Source organism: Streptomyces sp. NEAU-YJ-81, from assembly GCF_017592595.1.
In the GTDB taxonomy this organism is placed as follows: domain Bacteria; phylum Actinomycetota; class Actinomycetes; order Streptomycetales; family Streptomycetaceae; genus Streptomyces; species Streptomyces hygroscopicus_B.
The window spans coordinates 1-23,152 of the sequence record NZ_JAGFNO010000066.1; the positions used below are offsets into that span (position 1 = coordinate 1).

The following is a 23,152-nucleotide window of genomic DNA, read 5'->3' on the forward strand; positions in this document are numbered from 1 at the left end:
GGCGTTGACGCCGGAGCGTATGGACGCGGTGTTCCGGTCGAAGGTGGACGGGGCGCTTCATCTGCATGAGCTGACCCGGGATCTGGATCTGTCGGCCTTCGTGCTGTTCTCCTCCGCCGCCGGCACCTTCGGCAGTTCGGGGCAGGGCAACTACGCCGCCGCCAACGCCTATCTCGACGCGCTGGCACAGCACCGGGCCGCCCAAGGGCTTCCCGCGATCTCCCTTGGCTGGGGTATGTGGGCCCAGGACGAGGGCATGACCGCCCAGCTCGGCGACACCGACCACCGTCGGCTGGCACGCGACGGACTCGCCGCGCTGTTCCCGGCCGAGGGCATGGAATTGTTCGACACCGCGCTGCGCACGGCCGAACCCATGGTCCTCCCCATCAAGCTGGACCTCGGCGCACTGCGAGCCCAGGCCGCCACCGGGGCGGTGCCGCCGCTGCTGCGCGGGCTGGTCCCCCAGCCCCGGCGGATCCGGCAGAAGGCCCGGTCGGCGCATGCGCACGACGCCGACGCGCTCACCGTACGACTGGCCGGGGCGGGCTCCGCGGACCGGCAGGCGATCCTTGTCGACCTGGTCCGGCAGGAGGCGGCGTATGTGCTCGGCTACGCCTCGGTCGGTCGTATCGGCCCCGATGCCGCCTTCACCGACGTCGGCTTCGACTCGCTCACGGTGATAGAGCTACGGGACCGGCTCCTTGCCCGTACCGGGCTGCGACTCCCCGCCACGTTCGCCTTCGACTTCCCCACACCCCTGACCCTGGCGGACCACCTGACCACCCGTCTGGGCGCCGACACCATCCAGGACCCGGTGCTGGCCGAAGTGGCGAGGCTCGAAGAACTGGTGGCCGCCCGGCCACCGGACGGCGCCAAGGGCACCGGCGCCGCAGCCCGGCTCCGGGCTCTGGCGGCCAAGCTCAGCACCGATGCCCCCGGGCCGCTCGGAGGCACCGACATCGAAGCGACGCTCGAAGCGGCGTCCGTCGACGACGTACTGGCCTTTATCGACGACGAGTTCGGAATCGTGGACCCATCGGATTCCGACCGCGCCTACGAGTGAAGGGGAAGGTGACCTCCGGTGGACAACGACGAGAAGTTGGTCCGGTACCTCAAGCGGGTGACCGCCGACCTGCACCAGGCGCGGCAGCGGCTCACCGAGATCGAGGCCGGCCTGTCGGAGCCGATCGCGATCGTGGGGATGGCGTGCCGGTTGCCGGGTGGGGTGACCACGCCGGAGGAGCTGTGGGACCTGGTGGCGTCCGGCGGTGACGCGGTCGGCAAGTTTCCGGAGGACCGTGGTTGGGATTTGGAGAACCTCTTCGATCCGGATCCGGATCACCCGGGCACCAGCTACGTCCGCGAGGGTGGCTTTCTGCGCGACGCGGGGGAGTTCGACGCGGGCTTCTTCGGGATCTCGCCGCGTGAGGCGTTGGCGATGGATCCGCAGCAGCGGTTGCTGCTGGAGACGTCGTGGGAGGCGTTGGAGCGCGCCGGAATCGACCCGATGGGCCTGCGCGGTAAGGACGTCGGTGTCTACTTCGGCACCCTCAACCAGGACTACGCCACGGATGTGGACACGGTCCCCGAGGGCGTCGAGGGCTACCTGATGACGGGCAGCTCGGCGAGCGTGCTCACCGGCCGGGTCGCCTATGAGCTGGGGTTCGAGGGCCCGGCGATGACCATCGACACGGCATGCTCCTCCTCACTGGTGGGCTTGCATCTGGCCGCGCAGGCGCTGCGGTCTGGGGAGTGCTCGATGGCGCTGGCCGGAGGAGCCACCGTCATGTCCACCCCCAGCGCCTTCGTCGGCTTCTCGCGGCAGCGCGGCATGGCCGAAGACGGCCGCTGCAAGTCCTTCGCCGCGTCAGCGGATGGTACGGGGTGGGCCGAGGGTGTGGGTGTGCTGGTGGTGGAGCGGTTGTCGGATGCGGAGCGGTGTGGTCATCGGGTGTTGGCGGTGGTGCGGGGTTCGGCGGTGAATCAGGATGGTGCGTCGAATGGGTTGACGGCGCCGAATGGTCCGTCGCAGCAGCGGGTGATCCGGCAGGCGTTGGTCGGTGCGGGGCTGGTGGCGACGGATGTGGATGTGGTCGAGGGGCACGGCACGGGCACCACGCTGGGTGATCCGATCGAGGTGCAGGCGTTGATGGCGGCCTATGGCCAGGGTCGGCCTGAGGGGCGTCCGTTGTGGTTGGGGTCGTTGAAGTCGAATATTGGTCATGCGCAGGCGGCTGCGGGTGTGGCTGGTGTGATCAAGATGGTGTTGGCGTTGCGGTGTGGGGTGTTGCCGAGGACGTTGCATGTGGATGAGCCGTCGCGGCAGGTGGATTGGGCGGCTGGTGCGGTGGAGTTGTTGACTGAGGAGCGGGTGTGGCCGGAGGTGGGGCGTCCGCGTCGGGCTGGGGTGTCGGGGTTCGGGGTGAGTGGGACGAATGCGCATGTGATTTTGGAGCAGGCTCCGGACCGGTCGGGGGATGGTGTCCCGATGCGGGAGGTGCCGGGTGGTGTGGTGCCGTTGGTGGTGTCGGGGCGTGGTGGTGCGGGGTTGCGGGCGCAGGCGCGGCGGTTGCTGGACGTCGTCGAGCGACGGCCGGAGGTGGATCTGGACCATCTGGCACGGTCATTGGCGGCGTCGCGGGCGGCGTTGTCGGAACGCGCGGTGGTGCTGGCGGGGGACCGGAGTGAGGCCGTGGCGGGGTTGGCGGCCGTGGCGGGAGGTGAGGTGGCCGGTGGTGATGTAGTGGGAAGGGCGGATGCTCAGGGCCGGGTGGTGTTTGTTTTCCCTGGTCAGGGGGCGCAGTGGGTAGGTATGGGGGCTGAGTTGCTGGAGTCGTGTGGGGTGTTTGCGGAGGCTTTGGGGGAGTGTGCTGGGGTGTTGGATCCGTTGACGGGGTGGTCGTTGGTGGATGTGGTGCGGGGTGTGGGGGGTGGGGTGTCGTTGGGGCGGGTGGATGTGGTGCAGCCGGTGTCGTTTGCGGTGATGGTGTCGTTGGCGCGGGTGTGGATGGCGGCTGGTGTGGTGCCTGCGGCGGTGGTGGGTCATTCGCAGGGTGAGATTGCGGCGGCGTGTGTGGCGGGTGGGTTGTCGTTGGAGGATGCGGCGCGGGTGGTGGTGTTGCGGAGTCGGGCGGTTGCGGCGGGGTTGTCGGGTCGGGGTGGGATGGTGTCGTTGGCTGTGGGGGTGGGGGAGGCTGGGCGGTTGGTTGAGGGCTGGTCGGGTCGGGTGGAGGTGGCGGCGGTGAATGGGCCGTCGTCGGTGGTGGTGGCCGGTGAGGTGGAGGCGCTGCGGGAGTTGGTGGAGGAGTGTGGGGGCGCGGGGGTGCGGGTGCGGTGGGTGGATGTGGATTACGCGTCGCATTCGGCGCAGGTGGAGGCGGTGGAGGAGGAGCTTGCCCGGTCGTTGTCGCAGGTGCGGCCGGTGTCGTCACGTATCCCGTTTTTCTCGACGGTGGTGGCGGGGTGGGTGGATACGGCGGAGTTGGATGCCGGGTACTGGTATCGGAATCTGCGGAGTACGGTGCGGTTCGCCCCGTCGATTGACCGGTTGATCGAGGAAGGCTTTGCGGGGTTTGTTGAGGTGAGTGCGCATCCGGTGCTGACGATGAGCATCGAGGCGGCGGCGGAGCTGGCGGACGCCGGACCGGTTGTGGTGACCGGCACCCTTCGCCGGGACGAGGGTGGCATGCGGCGCGTGCTCACCTCCCTGGGCGAGGCGTACGTACGTGGTGTCCCCGTCGACTGGACCGCGCTGCTCGGCGACATCCCCGGGCATGCCGCGTTGGATCTGCCGACCTACGCCTTCCAACACCAGCACTACTGGCTGAAGAGTGGTCACCGATCCGGTGAGGTGACCGCCGTCGGTCTCGCCGGTGCTCAGCACCCACTGCTGGGCGCATGGGTGGAACTGCCCGATACGAACGGGGTGTTGTTCACCTCGCGGCTGTCGCTGAGCACTCACCCGTGGCTGGCCGACCACACGATGGCAGGAGCGGTCGTCCTCCCTGGCTCGGCTTTTGTGGAGCTGGCGGTACGTGCCGGTGACGAGGTCGGCTGCGGTGTCGTCGACGAATTGCTGATCGAGGCCCCGCTTTTGCTCACGGAGAGCGTGAGTGTGCAGCTCCAGGTGGTCGTCGGTGGGGCGGAAGAACCCGGCCGACGCCGCCTCACCGTCCACTCCCGGCGGCAGGGCAACGGGTCGGACGGAACGGACTGGACCCGACACGCCACGGGCACGCTCGCCGAGACCACCACCGCACCCGAAATCGACCTCGCACCATGGCCGCCGGCCGGAGCCACCCCCGTCGATGTGGACCAGGTGTACGACGATCTGGCACGGGGCGGACGTGGCATCGGCCCGGCCTTCCGTGCTCTGCGCTCGGCGTGGACCCGCGGCACCCACGTCTTCGCCGAGGTGGAACTGGCCGAAGACCAGCACGAGGAAGCAGAGCGCTGCACACTGCACCCCGCACTGCTGGAAGCCGTATGCCACGCCGACACTCACGGCGAGGCATCGGCGCTGCCCGTCGCCTACCGCGCGGTGTCCCTGTCCGCGACCGGTGCGACCGCGCTGCGCGCGCGTATCGGCCCGGACGGTCAGGGGGGTGTGGCGCTGGAGCTGGCGGACTCCGCAGGTCGGGCGGTCGGGTCCGTGGGCTCGGTGATGTCGCGGCCACTCCCCGCCGACGAGCTGGTGTCGGGCGCCGGGACGGATCCGCAGGACGCGCTGTTCCAGGTGGGATGGTGCCCCCTCCCGGTCGCCTCGGCCGCATCCGCCCTGGCCACCTCTGATCCGTTGACGGTCACGAGCCCGGCCGAGTTGACGACGCTCGCCGCCCACGGGAACGTACCGCCCTTCGTCTGTGTGGACTTGGCGGACACCACGCACGGCCTTCGGGCGCTGACCTCGCAGGCGCTGGAGTGGGTACAGGCGTGGCTGGCCGTGCCGGAGACGAATTCGCGGCTGGTCATCGTCACCCGCGAGGTCACCGACCCGATCTGCGCGGCGGTCTGGGGGCTCGTGCGCTCGGCACAGTCGGAGGCCCCGGACCGGCTGGTCCTGGTGGCGATGGACGAGGACGCCGCCTCCGGCGCGCTGCTCCCCGCCGCACTGGCCACCGGCGAACCGCAGATCGCCATCACCGCCGGGGCGGCATCCGTACCGAGGCTCGTGCGCGCGAAGCCGGATGAAGAAGGGCCACTGCGGCCGCTGGACCCGGCGGGTACGGTTCTCGTCACCGGTGGCACAGGTGCATTGGGCCGGCTGTTCGCCCGGCACCTCGTGGCCGAGTACGGCGTGCGCAACCTCCTGCTGGTCAGTCGCCGTGGCGATGCCGCCGAAGGCGTGGCGGAGCTGGAGTCCGAATTGGGCGCGCTGGGCGCGTCCGTACGCACCGTGGCCTGCGATATCGCCGACCGGACCGCGGTGACGGAACTGCTGGCCTCGCTTCCCGCCGCAGCGCCCCTCACGACGGTCGTCCACACCGCAGGGGTCCTGGACGACGGCATGGTCACCGCCATGACACCCGAACGGCTGGACACCGTCCTCCGCCCCAAGGCGGACGCGGCCCTCATCCTGCACGAGCTGACGCGCGACATGGACCTCGCGGCATTCGTGGTGTTCTCCTCGGCCGCGGGCGTCTTCGGCAACCCCGGACAGGCCAACTACGCCGCGGCCAACGCCTTCCTGGACGCACTGGCCCAGCAGCGCAGGGCGGCAGGGTTCCCCGCCACCTCGCTCGCCTGGGGCCACTGGGCGCTCAGCAGCGAGATGACCGCACATCTCACCGCGGCCGACCTGCGCCAGCACACCCGGCGCTTCGGCATGACCGCCCTGTCGGAGCAGACCGGTCTGGCGCTGTTCGACGCCGGTCTGCGCGGCGCCGCGCCCGCGCTGGTGGCGGCCCGGTTGGACCTCGCGGGCCTGCGCGCCCACGCGGCCACCACCCCGGTCATCCCTCTGCTGCACAAGCTGGTGCCACCGGGCCGCCGGATCGTGAGCCGGACGGCAACGCCGCGGACCGACCTCATACGACGGCTGGAGTCAGCGGACCCCGCCGAACGGGAGCAGACGCTGCTGGACCTGGTCACACGCCATGCCGCCCAGGTGCTCGGACACGCCTCGGCGGACGGTCTCGCCGCCGGACGGGCCTTCCGGGATCTAGGCTTCGACTCGCTGACATCCGTGGAATTGCGCAACCGGCTCAACGCGGCCACCGGGCTCCGGCTTCCCTCGACCCTGCTCTACGACCACCCCAGCCCGCTGGCCCTCACCAGGCATCTGCACACCGAACTGCTGGGGGCGCCGAGCACCCCCGCCGCCCCGGCACCTGCGGGCAAGGCGTCGGACGATGGCATCGCCATCATCGCGATGAGCTGCCGCTTTCCGGGCGGGGTGAACAGCCCCGAGGACTTCTGGCGCCTGATCAGCGAGGGCGGTGACGCCGTCGGCGACTTCCCGGACGACCGTGGCTGGGATCTGTCGGCGCTCTACGACCGCGACCCGGGTCACCCCGGCACCTCTTACGTCCGGCACGGCGCCTTCCTGCCCGATGCCGCCGGGTTCGATGCCGAGTTCTTCGGGATCTCGCCGCGTGAGGCGCTGGCGATGGATCCGCAGCAGCGGCTGCTGCTGGAGACCTCATGGGAGGTGTTCGAGCGGGCTGGGATCGACCCGACCACGGTGGGCGGCAGCGCCATCGGAGTGTTCACCGGGATGAACACCCAGGACTACGCGATCCGCCTGCGCCACGTTCCGGAAGAGGTCGAGGGGCACCGGATCACCGGCGTCTCCGCGGCCGTCCTGTCCGGGCGCGTGGCCTACACCCTGGGCCTGGAGGGTCCCGCGGTGACGGTGGACACGGCGTGTTCGTCGTCGTTGGTGGCCCTGCATCTGGCGGCGCAGGCGTTGCGGTCGGGTGAGTGCTCGATGGCGCTGGCCGGTGGGGTGACGGTGATGGCCGGGCCCGACGCCTTCGTGGACTTCTCCCGCCAGCGCGGACTGTCGGTCGACGGCCGGTGCAAGCCCTTCGCCGCCTCGGCCGATGGCACGGGGTGGGCCGAAGGTGTGGGTGTGCTGCTCCTGGAACGACTGTCGGACGCGAAGCGGAACGGCCACCAGGTGCTGGCGGTGGTGCGGGGCAGCGCGGTGAACCAGGACGGTGCGTCGAACGGTCTGACGGCGCCGAACGGCCCCTCGCAGCAGCGCGTCATCCGTCAGGCGCTGGCCAACGCGGGCGTGTCGGCCGCGGACGTGGACGTGGTCGAGGCGCATGGCACGGGAACGGCACTGGGCGATCCCATCGAGGCGCAGGCCATCCTCGCCACTTACGGACAGGACCGCGACCGGCCACTGTGGCTGGGTTCGGTGAAGTCGAACATCGGTCATGCCCAAGCCGCCGCGGGCGTGGCCGGTGTGATCAAGACGGTCATGGCAATGCGACACCGTGTCCTGCCGCGGACGCTGCACGTCGACGCCCCCACCCCGGAGGTGGACTGGTCGGCGGGCTCGGTGGAACTGCTGACCGAGGAACGGCCGTGGCCGGAGGCGGAACGCCCGCGCCGGGCCGGGGTATCCGCGTTCGGCGTCAGCGGCACCAACGCCCACGTGATCGTCGAGCAGGCACCTGCCACCGCCACCGACCCCGCCGCAGAGGACCCGGACGCGATCCCCGCCATACCGTGGGTGATCTCGGCCAGGAGCGCCGACGCACTGTACGGCCAGGCGGCCCGGCTCGCGGAACTCGCCCGCAGGCACCCAGAACTCGACCCGGGCGACATCGCCCACTCACTCATCACCACACGAGCCGCATTCGACCACCGGGCCGTGGTCGTGGGCACGGGGAGTGCGGAGTTGCTGAGCGGGCTGGACGCCATCACCGGGCCGAGCGATGGCCCCGTCGCGCGAGGTGTGCCGAGCCCCGGCAGGCTCGCGGTGCTGTTCACCGGACAGGGCAGCCAGCACGCGGGCATGGGCCGGGAACTGCATGCGTGCTATCCCGCATTCCGCGATGCCTTCGACGCGGCCTGTGCGCAACTGGACCGGCATCTGGTCGACGCCGGGCATGCCGCGCACCCCGTCCGGGACGTCGTGTTCGCCCAGCCCGGATCCCCCGAAGCGGAACTGCTCGACCGGACGGTGTACGCCCAAGCGGCGCTGTTCGCACTGGAGACCGCGCTGTTCCGGCTGTACGAATCCTGGGGAGTGCGCCCCGACGCCCTCGCCGGTCACTCCGTAGGCGAGCTGACCGCGGCCCATGTGGCGGGCGTGCTGTCCCTCGAGGACGCCGCCGCGCTGCTGGCCGCGCGCGGGCGGCTGATGCAGGCCCTGCCCGGTGGCGCGATGGTCGCCCTCAACGCCCCCGAGTCCGTGGTGCGGTCTCTGCTGGCCGATGAACCGGGCACCGCAGATATCGCGGCGGTCAACGGACCCGCCTCCGTCGTCGTCTCCGGCGACCAGGACGCCGTGGTGGCCGTCGAGCGGAAATGCGCGGCCGAGCGGTACCGGACCAAGCGGCTGCGGGTCAGCCATGCCTTCCACTCCGCGCATATGGACAGCATGCTGGAGGCGTTCCGCGCCGTCGCCGCCGGGCTGTCGTACGCGCCTCCGACGGTGCCCATCGTCTCCAACGTCACGGGCGAGTGGGCCACCCCCGACCGGCTGTGCTCCCCGGACTACTGGGTCGAGCACGCTCGCAGGACCGTCCGTTTCCTCGACGGCGTCAGCACACTCCACGCCGGGGACATCACGACCTTCCTGGAACTGGGGCCCGATGGGGTCCTCACCGCCCTGGCGCAGGAAGCGCTGGGCGACGGCGCCGACCCGGCCATGTTCGTGGCCACGTTGCACGGTGAACAGGCCGATCCGGTCGCCGCCGTGGCCGCACTCGCCCGGCTGCATGTCCGTGGCGTCCCGGTCGACTGGACCGCGCTGCTCCCAGGGTCCTCGCGGCGCAGGGTCGACCTGCCGACCTACGCCTTCCAGCACCGGCGGTACTGGCCGGACGCCCCCGTATCGGACCGGCCCGCAACGGACGCCACTACGGCAGGTGAGCTGCGTCCCGCACGTCGGTTGCCGCCGGAGGCAGCAGCGCTCGCGGGCGGCGGTGCCACGGACTTCGCCGAGCGGCTGATGGCCGGCACGGAGGCCGAGCGCCACCGGCTGGTCCTGGATGTGGTGTTGAGCAGCGCGGCCGCGGTACTGGGACACGACGACGCGTCGGCGATCGATGGCGAACGGGCCTTCCAGGAACTCGGCTTCGACTCCCTGAACGTGGTCCGGCTCCGCAACCGCCTGCGCGAGCTGACCGGCGCCGAGCTGCCGACCACGCTCGCCTTCGACTATCCGACCCCGGCCGCGCTCGCGTCGTTCCTGCACGCCCGGCTACTCGGGCGGGACACCGGACGGACCGGATCGGCGTGGGCGGCGGACGATCCCACGGAGCCGATCGCGATCGTGGGAATGGCATGCCGGTTGCCGGGCGGCGTGGCCTCGCCGGAGGACCTGTGGGAGCTGGTCACGACCGGGGGCGAGGGCATCGGGGATTTCCCCGTGGACCGTGGCTGGGATCTGGAGAACCTCTTCGATCCGGACCCGGACCACGCGGGGACCAGTTACGCGCGGCGAGGTGGTTTCCTCTACGACGCGGCCGGGTTCGACGCGGATTTCTTCGGGATTTCGCCGCGTGAGGCGCTGGCGATGGATCCGCAGCAGCGGTTGCTGCTGGAGACGTCGTGGGAGGCATTGGAACGGGCGGGAATCGACCCGGCCTCGCTCCGCGGCCAGGACATCGGTGTCTTCGCGGGAATGGTCAACCACGACTACGCCAGCCGCCTCGACACGGCTCCCGACGGCTCCGAGGGCTACCTCATGACCGGCGGCGCGGGCAGCGTGTTGTCGGGTCGGGTGTCGTATGTATTGGGGTTTGAGGGTCCTGCGGTGACGGTGGATACGGCGTGTTCGTCGTCGTTGGTGGCGTTGCATTTGGCGGCGCAGGCGTTGCGGTCGGGTGAGTGCTCGATGGCGTTGGCCGGTGGGGTCACGGTGATGGCCGGGCCGGACGCCTTCGTCGAGTTCTCCCGTCAGCGCGGGCTCGCCCCGGACGGCCGATCCAAGTCGTTCGCGGCCTCGGCGGATGGTACGGGGTGGGCCGAGGGCGCGGGTGTGGTGCTGGTGGAGCGGTTGTCGGATGCGGAGCGGTGTGGTCATCGGGTGTTGGCGGTGGTGCGTGGCAGTGCGGTGAATCAGGATGGTGCGTCGAATGGTCTGACGGCGCCGAATGGTCCGTCGCAGCAGCGGGTGATTCGGCGTGCGTTGGCGGTTGCGGGGCTGGTGGCGGCGGATGTGGATGCGGTCGAGGCGCATGGGACGGGTACGCCGTTGGGTGATCCGATCGAGGCGCAGGCGGTGTTGGCCACGTACGGTCAGGATCGTGATCGGCCTTTGTGGTTGGGGTCGTTGAAGTCGAATATTGGTCATGCGCAGGCGGCTGCGGGTGTGGCTGGTGTGATCAAGATGGTGTTGGCGTTGCGGCATGGGATGTTGCCGAGGACGTTGCACGTGGATGAGCCGACCCCACAGGTGGATTGGTCGGCGGGTGCGGTGGAGCTGCTGACCGAGGAGCGGGCGTGGCCCGAGGTGGGGCGCCCGCGTCGGGCCGGGGTGTCGGCGTTCGGGGTCAGCGGCACCAACGCCCACGTCATCCTGGAGCAGCCCTCGGAGGTACCTGAGCCCGCCGTATCCGCACCGCAGCTTCCGGGCGGCCTGGCGCTTCTTCCGGTGTCCGCGCGAGGTGAGGGCGCGCTGCGCGCTCAGGCGCAGCGGCTGCTGTCCTTCCTCGATCAGCGACCGGACCAGGATCTCGGCGAGTTCGCCCTCGCGTTGGGTTGTGGGCGGGCGGGGTTGTCGGATCGTGCGGTGGTGGTGGCGGGGGATCGGGAGGAGGCGTTGGCGGGGTTGGGCGCGGTGGTGCGGGGTGAGTCGGTGGGGGGTGTGGTGTCGGGTTCGGTGGTGCGTGGTCGGTTGGGGGTGTTGTTTGCTGGTCAGGGGTGTCAGCGGGTGGGGATGGGGCGTGGGTTGTACGAGGCGTTCCCTGTCTTCCGGGAAGCTTTCGACGCGGTGTGCGACGCCTTGGACCTTGAGCTGGGTGTGGGGGGTGTGTCGGGTTCGGTGCGGGAGGTGGTGTTCGGGGATGGGGGGTTGTTGGAGCGGACGGTGTTTGCTCAGGCGGGGTTGTTTGCGGTGGAGACGGCGTTGTTCCGGCTGGTGGAGTCGTGGGGTGTGGTGGCGGATGTGGTGGGTGGGCATTCGGTGGGTGAGGTGACGGCAGCGCATGTGGCGGGTGTGTTGTCACTGGAGGATGCGGCGGTGTTGGTGGCGGCGCGGGGTCGGTTGATGGAGGCGCTGCCGGAGGGCGGTGCGATGGTGGCGGTGGGCGTGGGTGAGGACGAGGTGCGGTCGTTGCTGGTGGCAGGGGTGGACATAGCGGCGGTGAATGGCTCCTCGGCCGTGGTCCTTTCCGGCGATGAGGAGCCGGTACTGCGGGTGGCGCGCAAGTTGTCCGAGCAGGGGTGTCGGACGAGGCGGTTGGCGGTTTCGCATGCGTTCCATTCCGCGCGGATGGAGCCGATGCTGGAGGAGTTCCGGGAGGCGATCGCCGATGTGTCGTTCGCCGCGCCGGTGATCCCCCTGGTGTCGAACGTGACCGGCGAGTTGGCGGACGCGGAGATGGTGTGTTCGCCGGAGTACTGGGTGGACCACGTACGCTCCGCCGTGCGGTTCGCGGACGGTGTGCGGGCGCTTGCCGATTACGGTGTGAGTACCTACCTCGAGTTGGCGCCGGATGCGGTGTTGTCCGCGCTGGTCGATGACTGTCTGCCGGAAGAGTCGGTCGAAGAGTCCGTGGTGGTGCCGTCGCTTCGGCGGGAGGGCGATGAGCCCCGTGCGCTGTTGTCCGCCGTCGCTCGACTGCATGTGGCAGGCGTACGCGTCGACCTCGGCGCCCTGTTCGGCGGCGCCGTCCCGCCCGTTCACCTCCCCGATCTGCCCACGTACGCCTTCCAGCGCGCGCACTACTGGCTCCATGACACCCGGCCCGCCGCTCACCAGAGCCCCGTCGGCGCCTCCGACGACACCGACGACGCCCGGTTCTGGGCCGCCGTCGAACGTGAGGATCTGGGCTCGGTGGCCGAGGCGCTGGATCTGGCCGGCGGCGAGGACGACCGCGCCGCTCTGGATGCCGTGGGCGGCGCGCTGGGCGTGTTGTCGGACTGGCGGCGCAAGCGCGGTGAGAGGTCCGCGGCCGACCGGCTGCGCTACCAGGTCACCTGGAAGCCGCTTCCCGGTGCCGCCTCCGGCGTACCCACCGGCACCTGGCTGGTCGTCCTGCCGTACGGCTGCCGGGACGAGGAGTACGCGGCCCAGGTCGCCCCAGGGCTGAGTCGCCAGGGTCTGCGCACCACGACCCTGCGGCTCGACGGAGCCGAATCGGCGGACCGCGCCGCTCTCGCCGAGACGCTGCGCGGCGCGCTGGCGGACCATGAGGACATCGGCGGAGTACTGTCCCTGCTCGCGCTCGACCAGCGCATACGTCCCGGCTCCGCGACGCTCACCGAGGGGGCCGCGGCCACGTTGGCGCTGGTGCAGGCCCTCGGCGACCTGGGCTCTGGCCACCGTCTGTACTGCGCCACCAGGGGCGCGGTGAGCGTCGGCGCGGCGGACCGGCTCAGCGCCCCGGAACAGGCGGCGGTGTGGGGACTCGGCCTGGCCGTGGCGCTGGAGCAGCCGGACCGATGGGGTGCGCTGGTGGACCTCCCGGACGTGTTCGACGACCGGGCCGCCCGGACCCTGCTCGGCGCGCTGGCCGACCCGGGCGATGAGGACCAGCTCGCGATCCGTGCCACGGGGGCGTTCGTGCGCAGGATGCGGAGTCGGCCACTGCCCACCGCCGTGGCGAAGCCGGAGTGGCGGCCGCGTGGCACCGTTCTGGTCACCGGCGGTACGGAGGGTCTCGGCAGGCACGCCGCGCGCTGGCTGGCCGGTGCCGGTGCCGAACACCTGGTGCTGACCGTCGGGACGGATCCGGGGGCGCCGGATCCGGAGGCGCCGGATGTGGTGGCCTTGCGGGACGAGCTGAGCGGTCAGGGCGCGAAGGTGACGGTGTGCCCGGCGGACCTCACCGACCGGGACGCGGTCGAGCGGCTGCTCACCGGCCCCGCCGCGTATCCCGAGCTCACCGGCGTCGTGCACACCGCAGACCTCGCACGGATCGCCCAGACCGACGCCACCAGCGCCGATGAACTGGCCCGGACGCTGGCGGCCAAGGTTGACGGTCTGCTCCATCTCGACACGCTCCTGGCCGATCGGGAACTGGACCTGTTCGTGGTCTTCTCTTCGGTCGCGAGCGTCTGGGGCGGTGGCGGCCAGGGACTGATCGGCGCGGCCAACGCACAGCTCGACGCCCTGATCGAGCGTCGCCGCGCCAGGGGGCCGGCGGCCACCTCGGTGGCCTGGGGTGTGATCGACGGCTTCGGTGTGGCCGCCGACGCCGCGGCCCAGGAGCAGTTGCGCCGCCGTGGGGTGCTGCCCATGGCGCCCGAGGCGGCCATGGCGGCCCTGACACACGCCGTCCGCCATGACGACACGCTCGTGGCCGTGGCGGACATCGACTGGTCGGCGTTCGTCCCGGCGTTCACCTCGCTGCGGCCCAGCCCGTTGATCGGTGACCTGCCGGGCGTTCAGGAGATCGTCGACAGCCTTCGGCCGGACGAGGCCACCGACGAGTCCGCCTCGGAGTTCCTGCGCGAACTGGCCACGGGCTCCGACGCCGAGCGGGAACGCGCGCTGATGAAGGTGGTGCGCGAGAACGCGGCCATCGCACTGGGACACAGCGGCGTCGAGGCCGTCAAACCGCAGCGCGCCTTCCAGGAGATGGGGTTCGACTCCCTCGCGGCGGTGAACCTGCGCAACACCCTCGGCGCCGCTCTGGGCACCCGGCTGCCGGCCACCCTCGTCTTCGACTACCCCACGCCCACCGCGCTGGTGGAGTACCTGCGCACCGAACTCCTGGGAGACCAGGGCGACGACGAGGTCGATGAGGCCGATGAGGAGGAGATCCGCCGCGTCCTGGCCTCCCTACCGTTCAGCCGGTTCCGCGAGGCCGGAGTGCTCGACGCGCTGCGGTCGCTGGCCAGGACGGATGCGACCGCGGGGAACGGGAGTCGGCCGTCCGCCGACGAAGAGCTCGACCTGATCGATGGAATGGATATCGCCGGACTGGTCCAACGGGCATTCGACGGAACCCAGTTGTGATCGCGCACTCGAAGCGGTGGGAGCAGCCATGAGCAGCAGCAGCCAGAGTGAACAGATCGTCGAAGCCCTGCGCGCCTCGCTGAAGGACAACGCCCGGCTGAAGCACGAGTACGACAAGGCGGTCGCGGCCACCTCCGCTCCCATCGCCATCGTCGGGATGGCCTGCCGGCTGCCGGGCGGGGTGAGCACACCGGAGGAGCTGTGGGAGCTGGTGTCCACCGGCGGTGACGGCATCTCCGGCTTTCCGGTGAACCGCGGCTGGGACCTGGACAACCTCTTCCATCCCGATCCGGACCACCCCGGCACCAGCTATGCCACGGAAGGGGGTTTCCTGCACGACGCCGGTGAGTTCGACGCGGGCTTCTTCGGCATCTCGCCCCGCGAGGCCATCGCGATGGACCCCCAGCAGCGGATCATGCTGGAGCTGTCCTGGGAGGTGTTCGAGCGCGCCGGGATCGACCCGACCACCAAGCGGGGCAAGGACGTCGGTGTCTACTCCGGTATCGCGTTCCACGACTACGGCGCCGGTCTCGCCGAGGTCCCCGAAGGGCTGGAGGGCTTCATCCTCACCGGAGGCGCGGGCAGCGTGCTGTCGGGACGGGTCTCCTACGCACTCGGCCTCGAAGGCCCCGCCGTGACGATCGACACGGCGTGCTCCTCGTCGCTGGTGGCGTTGCATTTGGCGGCGCAGGCGCTGCGGGCGGGGGAGTGCTCGATGGCGCTGGCCGGTGGGGTCACCGTGATGGCGGCCTCCGACGCCTTCGTGGGTTTCTCCCGGCAGCGCGGACTGGCCCCCGACGGCCGGTGCAAGGCGTTCGCGGCCTCGGCGGACGGCACCGGGTTCTCCGAAGGCGCCGGTGTGCTTCTCCTGGAGCGCCTGTCCGACGCCGTCAGCGCGGGACACCCGGTGCTGGCGGTGGTGCGCGGCTCGGCGGTGAACCAGGACGGTGCGTCCAACGGCCTCACGGCACCGAACGGCCCCTCACAGCGGCGCGTCATCCGCCGGGCGCTGACCAGCGCGCGGCTGTCGGCCGCCGAGGTGGACGTGGTGGAGGCACACGGCACGGGTACGGCGCTGGGCGACCCCATCGAGGCGCAGGCCCTGCTGGCCACGTACGGCCGGGACCGCGACCGTCCGCTGTGGCTGGGGTCGGTGAAGTCGAACATCGGCCACACCCAGGCGGCCGCCGGGGCCGCGGGTGTGATCAAGATGGTGATGGCGATGCGGCACGGCCTGCTGCCGCGCACCCTGCATGTGGACGCGCCCACGCCGCAGGTGGACTGGTCGGCCGGCGCCGTGGAGCTCCTGACCGGCGAACAGCCATGGCCGGAGACGGAACGGCCGCGCCGGGCCGCCGTATCGGGCTTCGGCATCAGCGGCACCAACGCCCATGTGATCCTCGAAGAGGCCCCGGCTCCCCAGCCCACCGAGCCCGGCTCGGCTGCCGAAAACGGTACGACCACCGCCGCCACCGATCCGGCGCCGTCGTTGCCGAGGCCGCCGGTGTTCGACGATGGCCACGATGCCCCGGTGCCGCTTCTGGTGTCCGGGCGGGGCGAGTCGGGACTGCGCGCTCAGGCCCAGCGCCTGCTGTCGTTCCTGGACGAACGCCCCGCGGTGGCCCTGCCGGACCTCGGCTGGTCGCTGGCCTCTGGGCGCGCGGCGCTGGAGCAGCGTGGCGTGGTGCTTGCCGCGGACCGGGACGGTGCGCTGCGCGGCCTGACCGCACTGGCCCAGAACACCCCCGCACCCGATGTGATCCGCGGCACCGGGCCGGCCACCGGGCATATCGCCTTCGTCTTCCCCGGCCAGGGCTCGCAGTGGCAGGGCATGGCCGCTGAACTGCTCTCCTCCTCACCGGCGTTCGCCGCCCGGTTCGCCGAATGCGACGACGCGTTGGGCCGCCACCTGGATTGGTCCGTCACCGATGTGATCCGGGGGGCCGACGGAGCGCCCTCCCTGGACCGGATCGAGGTTCTGCAACCCGCGCTGTTCGCGGTGCATGTGTCCTTGGCGGCGGTGTGGGCGGCGGCCGGGGTCGAACCGGCGGCGGTGGTCGGCCACAGCCAAGGGGAGATCGCGGCGGCGTATGTGGCCGGGGCGCTCTCCCTGGAGGACGCGGCCGGGATCGTGGTCCTGCGCAGCGCCCTGTTCGCCGAGGAACTGGTGGGCAAGGGCGCGGTGGCCTCCGTGGCGCTGTCGGCCGACGCCGTGGAGAAGCGGCTGGCGGCCTGGGGCGAGCGGCTGGTGATATCCGGACGCAACGGGCCCTCGGCGGTGACCGTCGCGGGCGAGGTGGCCGCGCTCGAGGAATTCGTGGCCGGCTGCAAGGCCGACGGGATCCGGGCGCAGGTCGTGGGCTCGACGGTGGCCTCGCACTGCGCCCAGGTCGACCCGTTGCGGGACCGCATCCTCGCCATGTTCGCCGAGATCACCCCGCGCCGCGGACACATCCCGTTCTACTCGACGGTCACCGGCGGTGTGCTCGACACCGGCGAACTGGATGCCGAGTACTGGTTCCGCAACGCACGCCGGCCGGTGAACTTCGAGGGCGCCGTGCGCGAACTCCTCGCCGACGGATTCGGCTTCTTCGTCGAGTCCAGCGCCCATCCCGTGCTGGTGACGGCCCTGCAGCAGATGTTCGAGGACGCCGGGGCCGACGCGGTGGCCGTGGGCTCGCTGCGACGCGACGAGGGCGGTGCGCGGCGGTTCCTGGCCTCCCTCTCCGAGGGCCATGTGGGCGGGCTGCCGGTGGACTGGTCGACGGTGTTCGCCGGTTCGGACCCGCGCCGGGTCGAGCTGCCCACGTACGCCTTCCAACACCAGCACTACTGGCTCGAGTCGACCGAGACCTTCGGCGACGCGGCCGGGCTCGGCCTCGAACCGGCCCAGCACCCCCTGCTGGGCGCGGTCACCGAATTCCCCGAGTCCGGCGGTGTGCTGTTCACCTCCCGGCTGTCGCTGCGTACGCATCCATGGCTGGCCGACCACGCGGCGGCGGGCACGGTGTTGCTGCCCGGGGCGGCGTTCGTGGAGCTGGCGGTGCGCGCCGGTGACGAGGTCGGCTGTGGTGTGGTGGAGGAACTCGTCATCGAGGCACCGCTCACCCTGGCCGAGGGCGACGGCGCCCGCCTGCAGGTGTTCGTGGGCGAGGCGGGAGACGCCGGGCGGCGCCCGCTCTCCGTGCGCTCCCGCCCGGAGGGAAGCGGACCGGGGGCGGCCTGGACGCGGCACGCCACCGGCGTCCTGGCCCCGGCCGCCGTAACCACCCCGCCGGACACCGGCCTCACCCAATGGCCACCGGCCGGGGCGGCCCCGGTGGACCCGGAGCGGGTGTCGGAGGCGTACGAGGACATGGCCGCCGCCGGATACGGCTACGGACCGGCCTTCCGGGGGCTGCGCGCGGTCTGGACCCGGGGCGAGGAGGTGTTCGCCGAGGTCGCACTGGCCGAGGACCAGGGGCTCTCGGCGGACGGCTTCGGCCTGCACCCGGTGCTGCTCGACTCCGCCATGCACGCGATCGCCTTCCGCGACCTCGGCGCCGAGCAGGCCACGCTGGCGCTGCCCTTCGCCTACCGTGACGTCGCCCTGCACGCCGCCGGAGCGTCCGCTCTGCGCGTCCGCATCACGCCGAACGGCCCCGAGGAGGTGGCGCTTCAGCTGGCGGACACCGGCGGCGCGACCGTCGCCGCCGTCGGATCGGTGGTGTCCCGGCCGGTGGCCACCGAACTGCTGGACACCGGCACCTCCCCCGCCCGGGAGCGGATGTTCCGCGTCGGCTGGGACGAGCTTCCGGCGGCCGTGGCCGACACCACAGCGGACACACCGCACCCCGTACCGGTAGCGACCGCCGAGGACATCCGGGAACTGGCCGAGACCGCCGACCTGGGCGTGCCCGAGGCACTGCTCCTGGACCTGACGCCCGACACGTTGCTCCCGAACCTGGCCGGCGACGACGAGGAACCGAGCGCGAGCGGCGTACGAGAGGCCACCGGCCGAGTGCTGGAACTGCTGCAGACCTGGCTGGCCGCACCCGAACTGGAGGACACCCGGCTGCTCGTGCTCACCCACGGCGCGGTGGCCGTGCACCACGACCGGGAGCTGACCGACCCCGCCGCCGCCGCCGTATGCGGTCTGCTGAGGTCCGCCCAGGCCGAGAACCCCGGACGCATCACCCTGGTCGACACCGACCGGGCCCAGGCGTCCCTGGCCCTGCTGTCCGGCGTGTTCACCGTGGAAGAGCCGCAACTGGCCCTGCGTGACGGCATCCGCTACGCCCGTCGACTGGCCCGCGCGGACACCACCGGCGCGCTGGCCCTACCCGCGGGCACGGCGGCCTGGCGGCTCGAGCCCGGCACGGATGGCACCCTCGAAGGTCTGGCCCTGCGCCCCGAGCCCGCCGCGCTGGAGCCGCTGGCAGCCGGTCAGGTCCGGATCGAGGTACGGGCGGCCGGGCTGAACTTCCTGGACGTGCTCGTCGCCCTCGACATGAACAGGGTCGACGCCACCATCGGCAACGAGGGCTCCGGAGTAGTCACCGAAATCGGCCCCGGAGTGGACGGACTCAGCGTCGGCGACCGGGTGATGGGGCTGTTCCCCGACGCCGTCGGCCCGCTGGCCGTGGGCGATCACCGCACCGTGGCCAGGATCCCGCGCGGCTGGTCCTTCCAGCAGGCCGCCACCGTGCCGATGGCGTTCCTCACCGCCTACTACGGGCTCCGGGACCTCGCCGGTCTCCGATCCGGTGAGTCCGTACTGATCCACGCCGCCGCCGGCGGGGTCGGCATGGCCGCAGTACAGCTCGCCCGGCACTGGGGCGCCGAGGTGTTCGCCACCGCCGCCCCCGCCAAATGGGACGCCGTACGCGCCACCGGAATCGGCGAACACCGGCTCGGCAACTCACGCACGGTGGACTTCGAACCGCGCTTCCTGGACGCCACCCAGGGCCGGGGCGTCGATGTGGTGCTGGACAGCCTGGCCGGGGAGTTCGTGGACGCCTCGCTGCGGCTGCTGCCCCGAGGAGGCCGGTTCCTGGAGATGGGCAAGACCGATCTGCGGAGCCCCCAGGAGGTGGCAGCAACCCATCCCGGCGTCTCCTACCAGGCGTTCTCCCTCTACGAGGCGGGCAACGACCGCATCGGGGAGATGCTCCGCGAACTGGCCGAGCTGTTCGACCGGGGAGCGTTGCATCCGCTGCCGCTGAACACCTGGGACGTACGACACGCCCCGGCCGCCTTCCGCTACATGAGCCAGGGACGGCATATCGGAAAGAACGTGTTCACCCTGCCCCGCACTCTCGACGCCACCGGCACCGTCCTGGTCACCGGCGGCACCGGCTCCCTGGGCCGCCTGGTGGCCCGGCGCATGGTCACCGAGCACGGGATGCGCAACGTCGTCCTGGCCGGACGGCGCGGCAGGGCCGCCGCCGGAATGCCTGAGCTGGAGGACGAGCTCAGCGCGCTGGGCGCCACCGTGCACACGGTGGCCTGCGACCTCGCCGACCGGGAGGCGGTGGCCGCACTGCTCGGCTCGATCCCCCAGGACGCCCCGCTGACCGCCGTGGTGCACACCGCCGGGCTGCTGGACGACGGCGTGATCACCACCTTGACCCCGGAACGGCTGGACGCAGTGTTCCGCCCCAAGGTGGACGCGGTGCTCAACCTTCACGAGCTGACCCGCGACCTCGACCTCGCCACGTTCCTCCTCTTCTCCTCCGGCGCGGGCACCTTCGACTCTCCCGGCCAGGGCAACTACTCCGCCGCCAACGCCTTCCTCGACGCACTGGCCCGCTACCGCCTCGCCAGGGGTCTGCCCGCCACCTCGCTCGCCTGGGGCCTGTGGGGGCAGGTCACCGACATGAGCGCACACCTGGACGACTCCGACCAGCGGCGCATGGCCAAGGGCGGCATGCTCGGCCTCTCCGTACCCGAGGGCATGGAGCTGTTCGACACCGCGCTGCGCGGCCCCGACACCGTACTGGTCCCCGCCCACATGGACTTCGCCGCACTGCGCGCCCTGGCCGGATCCGGCTCGCTGCCCGCACTGCTGCGCGCCCTCGTCCGAGCCCCCCGCCGGGCCGTCGACAACGCGGCGGCGGACACGGACGACCTGGTGAGCAGGCTGGCCCGGGCAACCGCCGGCCAGCAGGAGAAGATCCTGCTCGACCTGGTCCAGCAGGAGGCCGCCGCCGTCCTCGGCCACGCCTCGGCCGACCTCATCGAACCGAACCAGCCCTTCAAGGAGATCGGCTTCGACTCGCTCACCGCCGTGGAACTGCGCAACCGGCTCTCCCGCCGCGCCGGGGTACGGCTGCCGGCCACGCTCATCTTCGACCATCCCGCCCCTGTGTCACTCGCCCGCTATCTGCTGGCCGAACTGGGCCAGGAGGTCGACACCTCCGAGGTGCTGATGGCCGAGCTCGACACCGTGGCCGCGACCCTGGCCGACGTGACCCCCGACGCCACGACCCACGCCACGGTGCTGGCCCGCCTCCAACTGCTGGTCGAGCAGTGGGAGACCACGGAAGGCGCCGCAACCGCCGACGACGACGAGGAGTTCGACGTGGACACCGCGACCGACGAAGCCATGTTCGAGCTCATCGACCGGGAATTCGGCACATCGTGACCGCCGGGCCCCGCGCGACGGCACACCGCGCCCCGCCGACCCTCCAGCAGACGCCACCGTTTCCTTCAGGAGTGAACGCTCATGGCAGATGACGGGAAGCTGCGCGAGTACCTCAAGCGCGTGCTGGCGGACGCCCGCCGTTCCCAGAAGCGGGTCCGCGAGCTGGAGGCGGAGAAGTCGGAGCCGATCGCGATCGTCGCGATGGCCTGCCGGCTTCCAGGCGGAGTGTCCTCCCCGGAGCAGCTGTGGGACCTGGTTCTGCAAGGGCGGGACGGCACCACCGGCTTCCCGGTGAACCGCGGCTGGGATCTGGCGCACCTGTTCCACCCGGACCCCGACCACCGGGGCACCAGCTACGTACACGAGGGCGGATTTCTGCACGACGCGGGGGAGTTCGACGCGGGCTTCTTCGGGATCTCCCCGCGCGAGGCGATCACAATGGATCCGCAACAGCGCATCATGCTCGAGCTCTCCTGGGAGGCGTTCGAACGGGCCGGAATCGACCCGACTGCGTGGCGCGGCAAGGACGTCGGTGTCTTCTCCGGGTTCGCGGGCAGTGACTACGGCGCCGGGCTGCCGGAGCTGCCCGAGGCCCTGGAGAGCTATCTGATGACCTCCGACGCCGGGAGTGTGCTGTCGGGCCGGATCTCCTACACCTTCGGGTTCGAGGGCCCCGCCGTCACGGTCGACACCGCGTGCTCCGCGTCCCTGGTGGCCCTCCACCTGGCGGCGCGGGCCCTGCGGGCGGGAGACTGCTCGATGGCGCTGGCCGGTGGCGTCACCGTCCTGGGCACCCCCCGGGCGTTCATCGGCTTCTCACGCCAGCGCGGCCTCGCCGCCGACGCACGCTGCAAGGCATTCGCCGCGGCGGCGGACGGCACCGGCTTCTCCGAGGGCGCCGGAGTGCTGCTGCTGGAGCGGCTGTCGGACGCGGAGCGGAACGGTCATCGGGTGCTGGCGGTGGTGCGGAGCAGTGCGGTGAACCAGGATGGTGCGTCGAATGGTCTGACGGCGCCGAATGGTCCCTCGCAGCAGCGTGTCATCCGGCAGGCGCTGGCCCATGCGCGCCTCACCGCCTCCGAGGTGGACGCGGTGGAGGCCCATGGGACGGGCACGGCGCTGGGCGACCCGATCGAGGCGCAGGCGCTGCTGGCCACATACGGCCAGGGGCGACCGGAGGACCGTCCGCTGTGGCTCGGCTCGCTCAAGTCCAACATCGGCCACACGCAGGGAGCGGCGGGCGTGGCCGGTGTCATCAAGATGGTGTTGGCGTTGCGGTGTGGGGTGTTGCCGAGGACGTTGCATGTGGATGAGCCGTCGCGGCAGGTGGATTGGTCGGCGGGTGCGGTGGAGCTGCTGACCGAGGGGCGGGTGTGGCCGGAGGTGGGTCGTCCGCGCCGGGCCGGGGTGTCGGGGTTCGGGGTGAGCGGGACGAACGCCCACGTGATTCTGGAGCAGGCTCCGGAAGCGGCGATCGAGGTGGCGCCGGAGGTGGAGGCGCGTGTGGCGGAGGCGCCGGGTGGAGTGGTGCCGTTGGTGGTGTCCGGGCGGGGTGACGCGGCCTTGCGGGCCCAGGCGCGGCGGCTGCTGGACTTCGTCGATGCCCACCCGGAGGTGGGGGTGGCGGAGCTGGGTGTCGCGTTGGGTTGTGGGCGGGCGGGGTTGTCGGATCGTGCGGTGGTGGTGGCGGGGGATCGGGAGGAGGCGTTGGCGGGGTTGGGTGCGGTGGTGCGGGGTGAGTTGGTGGGGGGCGTGGTGTCGGGTTCGGTGGTGCGTGGTCGGTTGGGGGTGTTGTTTGCTGGTCAGGGGTGTCAGCGGGTGGGGATGGGGCGTGGGTTGTACGAGGCGTTTCCCGTGTTCCGGGGAGCCTTTGACGCTGTGTGTGAGGTGCTGGATCGGGAGTTGGGTGTGGGGGGTGTGTCGGGTTCGGTGCGGGAGGTGGTGTTTGGGGGTGGGGGGTTGTTGGAGCGGACGGTGTTTGCTCAGGCGGGGTTGTTTGCGGTGGAGACGGCGTTGTTCCGGCTGGTGGAGTCGTGGGGTGTGGTGGTGGCTGTGGTGGGTGGGCATTCGGTGGGTGAGGTGACGGCAGCGCATGTGGCGGGTGTGTTGTCACTGGAGGATGCGGCGGTGTTGGTGGCGGCGCGGGGTCGGTTGATGGAGGCGTTGCCGGAGGGTGGTGCGATGGTTGCGGTGGGTGCGGGTGAGGACGAGGTGCGGTC

General features: G+C 71.4%; 4 protein-coding genes. All 4 read left to right on the forward strand.

The annotated features are described in order from the left end of the window. Positions 1-1,063, forward strand: a 1,063-nt coding sequence (locus tag J5X86_RS48755; protein WP_208523026.1) for a beta-ketoacyl reductase, incomplete at its 5' end; no start/stop codon positions are given. A gap of 18 nt (positions 1,064-1,081) precedes the next feature. Then, entirely contained in the window at positions 1,082-14,308 is a 13,227-nt protein-coding gene (locus J5X86_RS48760; RefSeq protein WP_208523027.1) for a type I polyketide synthase, read from the forward strand. A gap of 28 nt (positions 14,309-14,336) precedes the next feature. Next, positions 14,337-20,933, forward strand: coding sequence for a type I polyketide synthase (locus tag J5X86_RS48765; protein WP_208523028.1), 6,597 nt, complete (start codon positions 14,337-14,339; stop codon positions 20,931-20,933). 99 nt (positions 20,934-21,032) lie between these two features. Further along, on the forward strand, positions 21,033-23,152 hold a 2,120-nt coding region (locus tag J5X86_RS48770), incomplete at its 3' end, for a type I polyketide synthase (protein ID WP_374229501.1).